The 12,416-nt window shown below is 31.3% G+C and carries 4 protein-coding genes; 2 read left to right on the top strand and 2 right to left on the bottom strand.

Features of this window, described 5'->3' with window-relative positions; all coding sequences use genetic code 11:
* Positions 1-782: 782 nt before the first annotated feature.
* Positions 783-5,450 carry a PKD domain-containing protein gene (locus tag U9R42_07570; protein ID MEA3495876.1) on the bottom strand — a complete coding sequence of 1,556 codons (4,668 nt, stop codon included), beginning with the start codon at positions 5,448-5,450 and terminating at the stop codon, positions 783-785.
* 53 nt (positions 5,451-5,503) lie between these two features.
* Between U9R42_07570 and U9R42_07565 the strand changes: the two genes are divergently transcribed.
* Both U9R42_07565 and U9R42_07560 read left to right on the top strand, forming a co-directional pair.
* Positions 5,504-5,767, top strand: a complete 264-nt coding sequence (locus U9R42_07565) for a hypothetical protein (GenBank protein ID MEA3495875.1) — start codon at positions 5,504-5,506, stop codon at positions 5,765-5,767.
* 23 nt (positions 5,768-5,790) lie between these two features.
* Positions 5,791-11,031 carry a T9SS type A sorting domain-containing protein gene (locus U9R42_07560; GenBank protein MEA3495874.1) on the top strand — a complete coding sequence of 1,747 codons (5,241 nt, stop codon included), beginning with the start codon at positions 5,791-5,793 and terminating at the stop codon, positions 11,029-11,031.
* Between the two features lie 52 nt (positions 11,032-11,083).
* Here the strand turns inward: U9R42_07560 and U9R42_07555 are convergent, their stop codons facing one another.
* Complete coding sequence (locus U9R42_07555; protein ID MEA3495873.1) at positions 11,084-11,752, bottom strand: hypothetical protein; 669 nt, start codon at positions 11,750-11,752, stop codon at positions 11,084-11,086.
* Positions 11,753-12,416 lie beyond the last annotated feature (664 nt).

The following is a 12,416-nucleotide window of genomic DNA, read 5'->3' as shown; positions in this document are numbered from 1 at the left end:
GATGCAGGATGCAAGATGCAGGATGCAAGATGCAGGATGCAGGATGTGCTTGCCTGAATAGGGTTGACTTTTTTTTGTTACTTTTTCCTCTGCAACTCTGCGACTCTGCGTTTAAACAAATAAACAATTAAACAATTCTTCTTTGCGTTCTTTGCTTGCCCCATAAGGAAGAATGACTGTATCGGGGCGTCTTTGCGAGAAAATATAAACAAATCAGTCGGCAGTTCGCAGTCAACAGTAGGCAGTCAAATTCCAAATAAATAAACAAATAAACAATTCTTACAACAACAACCCATAAAGTCATCATTGTGAGAGAGGTACGACCGCGACAATCTCGGGCTTTTTAGCAGAGGTAGTCAAAAAAGCATCCTACTCTTATTCATCCGATTGCTTCAGTCATACTTCCTTCGCAATGACGGTATGTTGGTGCTTTCAAATAAACAAAAAGAAGTACTTAGAGTTAAAAACTAAAAGTTATGTGTTACGAATAAACGAATCAACAAATCACCAAATAAACAACTTAATGACAATTAAATGACAGCGAAGCAAATGACCACTAAATGACTATTGAAACAAATAAACAAATCACCGAATAAACAACTTAATGACAATTAAATGACAGCGAAGCAAATGACCACTAAATGACTATTGAAACAAATAAACAAATTACCAAATAAACAATTCTTCTTTGCGTTCTTTGCGTCTTTGCGAGAAAATATAAACAAATCAGTCTCCAGTCCGCAGTCAACAGTAGGCAGTCAAATTCCAAATAAACAAATAAACTAATAAACAATACTAATAGAACCTTTAATAATCCTATCATCATTTGTTTCCAAAATATAATAATATGCTCCTTCTCTTAGTAATTCCCCATCATACTTTCCATTCCAATCATTTTTATAATCATTTGTAGAATACAAAACGTCCCCATAACGGTTATAAATGGTTAACTTACAAGGCTTGTAAGCATCGATATCTTCAATAATCCATCTGTCGTTTATTCCATCTCCATTAGGAGTAAAAACATCTACTGCTTTGAATCTTTTTACAGTTTTTACAGTTACTTTAAATGAAGTTTCATCATCACAATTATTACTATTGACTACTCGAACAGAATAAATACCTTCATCTGATATTTCAATTATTTGAGAAGTTTCTCCTGTTGACCATAATAAACTATCGAATAAGTTTGAGACACTAACATTCACACTTTGACCTTTATATAAAATTGTGTCTCCGTCAAATATTAGATTTATTTTTGGACTTGGGAAAACATCTATGCTTTGAGAAGCTGTATCAGTAAGACCTGCTTTTGTTAATACAATTAAAACAATATTATAATTTCCAACGCTTGTATAATAATGTTTATGATCTTTTTTAATTATTGAATTATTACCATCGCCATAATCCCACATCACATTAGTTATTTTATCAGATGTAACGGTAGAATTATATTCCAATTTCGTAGAATCACCAAAGCAAGTATTATTAGCTGTAAATGCAGCATTAACAGACATTCCACCCGGATTAACAATCATTGTTGCTGTTGCTGAATCAATGCATCCTAAATCTGAAATTGCAAATAATTTTACGGTATAATTACCAACACTTGAGTATGAATGAGTAGGATTTTTTGATAATGCAGTATCATTATCTCCAAATTCCCATTGATAATTTAAAATTCCATATTTCAAAGTTGAAGCATTTGTGAAAACAAAATTATTACTTGGTAATGGCTGTGTGTTATTATTTACTGTAAATCCTGCAACAGGAATTGCTCCAACCACAACTTTTTTGAATATTTTACTTGTATCATTTGCCGTTCTAACTTCTAATCCAATAGTATAAACTCCTGCCGAATCAAAATAATGTTTAAAACTTGTATCACCAATTGCATCATTAAAAATACTGTCATTGTCAAATGCCCATTTGTAAGAAAGAATGTTCATACTGCTATAAGAATTCTCAATGAAAGATGTTGAATCACCAAAACAAACTGTATCGGCAATATAATTAGCAACAAGATTTGTAGAATATACTTGTACATTTTTAACAGCACTATCAACACAAGCATTATTTGTAGTAGCAATTAACAAAACATCATAATTCCCTGCTGATGAATAAGAATAATTTGTGTCTTTTGCAGTGGAGGTATTTCCATCATCAAAATCCCACAAGTAAGTCAAAATATCAGGAGAACTAACATTTGAATTATTAGTAAAAACAAAATTATTTGAGAAAAGTGGCTGTATCAAAGTATTTACAGAAAAATCTGTAATAGGATTGGGATAAACATAAACATTGCGATATAGTTGGTCAGAATCTCCTGATGCAAATACTTTCATTCCAATTTTAAATGTTCCTGTTGTAGAAAAAACGAAAATAAAAGAACTTCCTGATGTATCATCAAACATAGCGTCATTATCTGTATCCCAAATTATACTATCAATTGAAGCACAAGAGTAAGAAGCATCAGCAAACACAAAACTATTATTTTTAAAACATTGTACAGAATCATTGATAGTAAAATTCGCAACTAAGTTGGAGGTTACTTTAACGTTTTTTGTAATTGAATCTTTACAGCCATTTATTGATGTTGCAACAAGCTTAACATTATATGTTTTTAAAAATGTATAAAAATGCTCAGTATCTTTTGCTGTGGCAATATTTCCATCTCCAAAACTCCATTTATAATTTAGAGTATTGCCGGAACTAATAGTTGTAGAATTTGTCAATTGAATTGTATCACCGGGGCATACAATAGTATCAGAAATAGTAAATCCTGAAACAGCTACAGGATAAATAATTATTTTTTTATAAATACTATCAGTATTCCCTGCTGAAAACACTTTCATACCAATACTAAAAGTATCAACTTTAGAAAAGAAATATTTAAATGAGTTAGATTTTTTATCATTAAACAAAGCATTGCTATCGATATCCCAGCACACACTATCAATTGGATTACTGCTAACCGAAACATCTACAAAACTTACTGAATCACCAAAACAAACTGAATCGGCAATAAAATCTGCAATTAGAGAAGTTGATGATATAGAAGTAGTAAACATTCCTCTACCATGAGTAGCTACAAGGAAAGTTTTATCCGAGCCACGGTACTGCAACATATCGCTTCTTACGTGCGACAAACCACCATTTGTTGGTTGCCAGTCGGGTGAAGCAACACTTAAATTATTTGTTGACCAAACACCTACTTCTGTTGCAAGCATTACCCAATCGGTGTTATCAGGATAATAAATACACCATCTGATAGGCATATCAGCTAAGTTACCTTCTTTGTTGTCCCATGTAGTTCCACCGTTTGTAGTTTCCCAAACCGAATTAACCCCGTAATTAGAAAATGTTACAAGTATTTCATTCTCATTCTGTCCTACATCAATTGAAGAAATATTTCCATTAGGAAATAAAGCTCCTGTAATTTCAGTTACAGTTGGGGATGTTGATTGTGCATTTTCTATTTTAAAAAGTTTTCCTGCAGCTGTTCCCACAAAAATTGTTGATGTAGTTGCTGATGAATATTTTGACGCTTTAATTGCAGAAGCCATTGAGCCTAAGCTTATTACAATTGTATCGGGTGTTGCAGGAGTAGAAGTAACATTTAAAATTCTTTGTAAGGAATTATTTGTTCTTGCAGAATATAAGATATTTTCTTTATCATCATAATCAGCAACATTTACAAACGAACCCGTATTCCCATCAGTTGATATTTGAGAATATGAACTCCAATTATTAGTAGTAAGTTTATAATTATTATAAACATAAGATGAAATTTGATAGTTAGGTGCATCCTGATCAATAAAAGAAAAACAACCATCACCACCTGTTATTTCTGTTGTGGAATTTATCCCCGAAGATGTGAATTTTTGAGTTCCGTTATCCTGAGTACCTCCAATAAAATTATCAGAAGCAGATTGTGGATTTAAAGCACATGAATAAAATTGCGTTACATTATAATTTTTATTTCTGTCATCAAAAGAAGGACTTGATAAATTTATATCCGAAGAATATGCAACACCTCCATCATTTCCATTTATTAAAATTGAAGATGAAGAAGGAGAAAAAACCAAAGCATGATGATCAGCATGAACATAAGGTTTTCCGTAGCCTCCCCACCAATGAGAAATTTGCGTCCATGTAGTCCCTCCGTTTGTTGTTTTATGCAAATCAATCCCACCTGCAACAACTGTATTAAAATCATTTGGATCAACTGCCAAAATTAAATCATACCAAGCCTGATTACGAGTAAAATCCGTATTAGGAATTCCGGGATCAGCATCAATTGGTTCATTCACTTCTGTCCAATTAGCACCTTTATTTGAAGACATAGTAAGCTTTGCAAGTTTTCCATCAGCTTCTATCAATGCATAAAGATAATTTGCATTTGAAGGTGCACAAGCAATTTCAACACGTGATACTCCACTTATACTACTGTAGTTATTCACGGCAGTCCATGTTGTTCCATTATCAGAATAAAGGATAACTCCTCCTCCTTTCCCATAAGGATTTTTTCTTGTACCTATAAATATTCTGTTATCAGCTGCTATTTCAATATCTGCGGGAGCATAAGGATAACCGCTAATTTTGGGCAAAACCTGTGTAAATGTGCTTCCCCCGTTTGTTGAACGATATAATCCGTTTTGGCTTCCATGCCATTTGCCCTGATAATATCTAACGTCCACAGCAACATATAAAACGCTTGTTCCACTTTCATCTCTCACACTAATATCATTAATATAAAAATAATTTAAAGTGGATGATATTTGTGTCCAATTGCTACCACCATTAGTTGTTTTCCAAACTCCTGCACCTCTAGTTGTAGTTGTTGAATAAGCAGTAAATCCTTCACCTGTACCAACATAAAAAGTTTGGGAATCATTAGGGTCATAAGCAATGCAAGTTATAGAAATATTATCCCAAAAGTCATTTACTTTTATCCATGAAGAAGTTGAACTTGAAATATCATTATTATACCAAAGCCCTCCTGTTACACCTCCTGCCCAAACTTTTTTATGAGTTACATCATTTGGGTCAAACATTAAAGCTCTTGTTCTTCCTCCAACATTATCAGGTCCTCTCTCCTGCCATGTAATCCCCGGAATTGCTCCTCTTAATGGTCGTTGCAAAGCCAACAAACTATCAGTATATCTATAAGCTTGCAATAATCTTTTATCAGGAACATAACCTAAAGCAGGATCAAGTATCATCAAGAAATTCTGTTGCCAAGCAAGGTCAGGTCTATCTTTTTTAGGTATTTTTTTTAATTCATTTTTGGAAAAATGCTGATGATTTGAATATGGATGTTGATTTACAAATTTTTCATAATCGCTTCTTGATTTATTTATGGATTTATTAGCTGTTTGTGCTAAAATATTTTTTGAGAAAAAAAATAAATTAACTAAAATCAATACAATTGTGAAGAACCTTTTCATACTTTGTTCTTTTATGAGATTAAAATAAGCTCTAATAAGTATTTTTCAAAGGTATGAAAATAATTATATATAATTACAAAATTGTTATGTTTGGTAAAATGAATGATTTTGATGGCATAAATCTCATCATAAAGTATTGTTTATATATGATGTTGCGTTTGGTTCAGGGATTAAAGACTTTCAGCCTTTTTTCTAATAGTAAAATGCACGGAATTATAAAAATTGTTGTAATCAAAAATAAGCCTGAAAGACTTCAACAACAAAACTTCTATTCACAAATTCATATTTCGGGAAATTTAGTAAATTTCAATTTTTAACAAAAGTCTAAGAACGTTAATAAATGCGATTTTTTTTATCATATCTAATATTTTTCTTCATTTTTGCTTTGCAGAATTCTGTTTCTGCTCAAATGAGTGGAACATATTCAATAGGTGCATCAGGTAACTTCTCTACTTTTTCACAAGCCGTTGATTCATTGGTAAGCCAAGGTATTTCGGGTAATGTAGATATAAATGTTGACTATGGAACTTATAACGAACAAATCAAAATCCCTGAAATTCAAGGTACCTCAGATACTTCAAAAATAATTTTTCAATCTTCGGGACAACAAAAACCATTGATTCAATACAGTGCAAGCCAATCTTTAAATTACACAATTTCACTTGACAGTGCTGACCATATTGAATTCAGAAACTTTGAGATAAAAGCATTGAACAACAATTACGGACATGTTGTTACAATTCAAGGAGAGGCCTGCTACAATAAATTTACTTCAAATATTTTAACAGGAATTAATACAGGAAACACTTCTGATAATCTCTCTGTAATTTTTTCAGGCGGAAATGATGATACAAACAATACATTTGACTCAAATACAATAAAATACGGTTCTTATGGAATTAACATTTCCGGAAGTAATTCCGAATTTAATAACATCAACAATAATATTTTTGAAAAACAACTTGTTAGTGCAATTACTCTTTCATTACAAAAAAATTCAAGAATCATTTCAAATCATATAACATCTGCTTCAGCTTATTCTCAGTTTATTGGAATAAAAATAGGTAGTTCGTTTGGTAAAATTAAAATTTCAAAAAATAAAATTTCATTTAATTCGCAAGGTTTTCCAATATTTATCAATAGTTCCGTAGGAGATTCATTAAATAATATTCTTATTTCAAACAATTTTATTCATGCAGGAGGTAACAGCTTAGCATGTGGAATTTTTATTGAAAGCAGTAAAAGAATTGATGTTTTTAATAATAACATCAACATCTCTAACCCTTCAATAAGTAGTGCAGGACGAGGGATTAATATTCAAAATCAAAATTCAGTTACAGAACGATTGTATATAAAAAATAACAACATTATAAATGCAGGTACAGGTTTTGGACTTTGTACTTTTACCACCAATCAAATTTATTCCGATTATAATAATTATTACACACCAAACGGAGCATTGGGTTACTGGAACGGATATTCATCAAACAACCTCAGCACTTGGAATTTATACTCAGGACAAGACCTACATTCTATTTTTAAAAATCCAAAATATTACTCATCAAGCAATTTACATATCTCCAATTATTCACTTGACTCTACAGCAGTTCCAATAGCATTAATCACTCACGATATTGATAATGAAGTGCGAAATCAAACTCATTTTGACATTGGTGCTGATGAAATTACAATAATTTCAAAAGATGCAGGAATTGTAGCAATTACAGAACCTGTTTCAATTTGCACAAATGATACTACCGATATAAAAATTAAACTCAAAAACTTTGGATCAGATACTTTAAAAACAACAAGCATACTTTTATCAATCAATAATAACTATAAAGATACATCATTAATTTCCGCTTCATTATTACAATTTTCCGATACTGTAATTACTCTCGGGCAGTTTGTTTTTTCCAACGCTACAACTTATAACATTAAAATTGAAGTTCTCAAAGTAAATGGACAAGCTGATACTATTCACACAAACAATATTGCGACAAAAGCTTTAAACCCCGGTATTTCAGGAACATATACAATATCACAAACATCAGGAGATTTTAGCAGTTTTGGTTCTGCAATAAATTATATTCAAAACAACAGTATTTGCGGTGCTGTAACTTTTGAAATTGACTCAGGATTTTATAAGGAGCAAATAAATATTCCGGAAATAATAGGTGCATCTTCAACAAATACAATTACTTTTAAAGGAAACACAAATAACAATAGTGATGTTATATTATCCTATGATGCAAATCAATGGTATGCAAATTATACTTTAAAAATTACAGGGAAACATATTAGATTTGAAAATATCACATTAGAAACAAAAGCATCAACTTATGCTACAATATTACAATTGGGAGGACATACTTCCGATATTGTTTTTTATAAAAATAAATTTATTTCCATAAATACCAATTCAAGTAGTTCTAATTACACTTTAGTGTATTGTGGTAATAACAACTTATATAATTCACACATTACATTTGATTCAAATGAATTTATAAACGGCTCATACGGAATTTATTTATGGGGTTCTAATAGTACAAAAGATGATAATTTAAAAATCAAAAACAATAGTTTTTCCAACCAATATATTTCAGGTATTTATTTATATTATCAAAAAAACTTAGACATTTCCTCAAACAAAATAAGCACAAACACACAAAACAATAATTTTAAAGGTATAAACATTTTTTACGGAAGTGATAGCATGAAAATTTCCAAGAATCAAATCACTATCAATAATGGTGGTGTTGGACTCAGCCTATACCAATCATTTGGAAGTCAATCTAACAAAGGTCTTATCTCAAATAATTACATAGAGATAAATGGTTACTCTAGCACCGCTTATGGTTTATATTTTTACAGCTCTCCATTTTATAATATTTTTCATAATACTATAAAAATAACGAATACAGCAAGTGGAGGAAGAGCATTGTTCTTAGCACAAGGCTCAGGTAATCTGAATATTAATAATAATATTTTTGCAAATCTTGGTGGAGGATATTCTATTTTTAGCGTACAAACATCGGGTGTTTACTCCGACAATAACGACCTTTACAGTACAGGTACTTATCTTGCTTATTGGAACGCTCCAAAACAAAAATTGTCTGACTGGCAAAGTGCAAGCAATCAAGACAATAATTCTTTTTCTGTTGATCCTGTTTTTAAAGACAAATGGCACATTCTATCCATAGAACTTGACTCTTCAGGAACCACACTCCCATTGATATCTACTGACCTTGACAATGAAAGTAGAAATTATATTTATCCTGACATAGGTGCAGACGAATATGAATTAAGTTTATTTGATGCGGCAATTGTTTCAGTTCCTTCTTTTGAAAACATTCAGTGTGATGGAGTTATAGATGTTTTAGTACAAATTCAAAATAATGGCATTGTGAAATTAGACAGTGTTGAAATAAATTTGCAGATAAATGACAGTTTTATATTTTACAAAGCATATTTAAACCTTGATTACCTGAAAGATACAACATTAAAGATCACAACATACAATTTTGTAGCAGATTCAAATAACTTATGTATTAAACTTAATTTACCTAATGGAAATGTTGATCAATGTCAGGAAAACGACAGCATATTCTTATCCTCATTAAAGCTACTTCCATCGCCTGGATATCCAATAGTAGTCAATGATACAATTTGTACGGGAGATACAGCAATATTAAAAGTTTATTCGGCAAAAGCCGAGAAATATCATTGGTACGACTCAAGCACAAACGGAACATTGCTAAGTCAGGATTCTGTTTTCAAAATTTCACAATTATCGGAATCAACAAGCTATTATGTTGATGCAGGAAGCAAAAACAAAGCGGACAGCCTTGCAACACAATTTATTCAGGAAAGTGGAAAGATGGCAAACGGCAACATGTTTGATATCTCAGCATTACATTCACATATTTTTATTGACAGCTTTGACATTCACACTCAGTATAAAAGCAATTACATAATTTGGATCTATTACAAAAAAGGTTCATTTCGAGGCTACCAATCTGATGCTTCAGCATGGACATTATTGGACTCGGTGTCAGTTATGGGTAAAGGAGAAAACCAAGCTACCCGAATACCAACAAAGGGATTTACAATTCCACGTGGAGATACTTTTGGTATTTACATTACTTCACCACAAGTAAGTTTCTTAAATTTCAACTCTACTCCTACTGTCTTTTCTGACAATAATATTAAAATTGATTCTGCTATTGCCTTAGATTATCCCTTCAACTCCCTTTACTCAGTATCAGCAACATGGAATGGCAGGGTTTATTATTCTACAGGTTCATATTGCAGCTCTCCAAGAGTTCCTGTTTATGTTAATGTGATTAAAGCACCGGATATTCAATTACCAACAGATACTTTCTTTTGTACAGGAAATAATGTTGTATTAAAAGCTGAGCAAAATAACTCTTACAGCTATCAGTGGAAAAAATTACCATCAACAACAGTTATTTCAACTATGGCAGAATTATCTGTTGATAAAATAGCATATTACTCTTTAAAAATTAGCAATAGCTGTGGTGAAACTGACAATAAAATTATATTTGTTGATGGTGAATTGAATCCTATAACAAATTTTTCTGTTAACGACAGCTCTCAATGTTTAAGCGATAACCTTTATGTTTTTTCAAACAAAACCATCTTTTACGATACTTCCTTGCTTAGTTACTTATGGAATTTTGGTGATAGTTCATTCTCCACAGTTCGTAATTCCAATCATTCATACCTGATTTGTGATACTTTTAAAGTAAAATTAACATCGGTTTCAACAAAGGGATGTAAAGATTCTTCAGCTATTACAATAAAAGTAAATCCAGTTCCTAAAACGGATTTTCTAATAGTTGCTACTTCTAAATGCCTGAATGAAAATAGTTTTAATTTCTTAAATAATTCAACAATCAAATCAGGTAATTTAAATTCACAATGGAACATTCACGATTCATTTACGAGTACCAATAATGATATTTTTAATTTACATTTTCAATCGGCAGGTTCTTTTACTATTTCTTTAGAAACAAGCTCAGACTTTGGTTGCAAAGATTCCATGAGCAAACAAATAATTGTTATAAACAATCCTAAAGTAGAGTTAGGTAATGACAGTTCGTTATGTGAAAATCAGCATCTTTTATTATTTGCAGGAATGAATCATGATTCTGTTTTATGGTCAAATGACTCAATTGATCCAATTATCCGTGTTGACACAAACGGATTAGGTACAGGCTCACATAATTTTTGGGTTAAAGTAACCAAAGGCGAATGTTCTTCTTACGATAGCATTAATATTAGATTTTATGATTGTGTTGGAATTAAGGAAACATTAACAGACAATTATTTCACTGTTTATCCAAATCCTTCAACAGGCAATTTTACTATTAAAGTATCTAAAAAAGCAATTCCTTTAAAGCTAAGAATAATTGATTCGCAAGGAAAAACCATTCATTTTTCTAACTTAGAAAAAGCTAAAACGGAATTAAATCTTTCAAATTTAAACAAAGGTCTGTATTTTATTTTATTAACAAATAAAGAAAATTATTTCTATAAAAAAATGATAGTAAAATAACATCATTTAATGATAATGATTTCATAAAAATTAATTGTCTTTTAGGGGGCTTCTATTCAATTTCTTCATATTCTTCTTCATGTAAAAATGTATCAACCATATCATAAATTACTGCAAAAGCAACACTAATCCACATTGCAGCAGGTATTATTCCAACAATAAAAATTATCAAACCAGCAATTGCAATTAAAAATGCCATAATTCCCATTAAAAATATACTGCCACTAAAATTGCGAGTCATTTCCCAACTTTTTTGAATTGCGGAAACAGCATCCATACCTTTATCTGTTACCAAATAAGGAACAAAAGCCAACCTTACAGCAAAAATTATCCCCGGTATAATCAATAATAATATGCCTATACCAATGATAAAACCTAAGAGAATATTTGCAAAAATAATGTTTAAATAATTTTCTTTAAAAACAGAAAATATATCACCTATTTCAAATGATTGACCTCTTACAATCCTCAGATATGCGTATTTTGCACCAAAAGTAATTGGAACTACAAGGAAAAGCCAATAAAAAAATAAAAACAAAGATTGATTTGCAGGAATATTTTTAAAATCCCCTCCTTTGGAAATAATACCAGCAGGAGTTTGAAGAACAGCTACAACAACAAATATTAACAATACATTTAAAAAATTATTTTTTAAAACATCCATTGCTCTTGAGTAAGCATCACCTGAACTTATATAGGGCGGTTTGTAATTCTCTTGCATATTTTTTTTCTTCAAATATTATGGGAGGTTCTTTAAATACATTTCTTTTAAGAAACAAAGATAATAAATAAGATGCAAGGCACAAATTTTTCTGAATAGCCGTCCGCGTGTCGCTGAAGCTTTAGCGAAGACACAAGCTATTGAGAAAATTTTTAACGCAGTCAGATTGTTTATTATCTTTTCATAATTTTGGCTGCATTCGGCATAGTCAAAGCAAGCTTTGCCTCTGCTCTCGTTTGCACAAAATTTGCTCCCATGCTCCTTCGCTAAAGCTACAGCGTAAGCGAAAGGGTTTTCATTCCGAAATTTCGGAATCATATACTTCTTCAAAACTTATTACATTATCCCGATTTGTTTCAATTTTTTTCATTGTCTATAAAAAACTCTAAGAATCTTAATGCCTGTCTGCCGACATAGGCAGGCGAATGTATTTATAGAACCTCTCTTTAATAATTCCTTTTAATAATGAATATTGACCACGTTCACTGTAGCTTTAGCGGTTGCGAAACAAGGAATTTTGAATAATGAAGTTTTAACTAATTGCAATAATACCGGATATTTATTTTTTTGTTATTGAGTCCACTCTGAAAAGTCTTAAAATGATTTTCAGCTCCTTTCTACCCCAAACCCTAAAGGGGGAAGTAGCTGAAAATCAGGACTCCCT

The sequence above is a fragment of the Bacteroidota bacterium genome, assembly GCA_034723125.1.
Lineage (GTDB): Bacteria > Bacteroidota > Bacteroidia > CAILMK01 > JAAYUY01 > JAYEOP01.
This window is presented reverse-complemented; position numbering and strand designations above follow the sequence as displayed.

Bases quoted from the DNA above. Each gene is read 5' to 3' on its own strand.
- U9R42_07570 (MEA3495876.1), bottom strand. From the start codon at position 5,450: ATGAAAAGGTTCTTCACAATTGTATTGATTTTAGTTAATTTATTTTTT.
- U9R42_07565 (MEA3495875.1), top strand. From the start codon at position 5,504: ATGAAAATAATTATATATAATTACAAAATTGTTATGTTTGGTAAAATG.
- U9R42_07560 (MEA3495874.1), top strand. From the start codon at position 5,791: ATGCGATTTTTTTTATCATATCTAATATTTTTCTTCATTTTTGCTTTG.
- U9R42_07555 (MEA3495873.1), bottom strand. From the start codon at position 11,752: ATGCAAGAGAATTACAAACCGCCCTATATAAGTTCAGGTGATGCTTAC.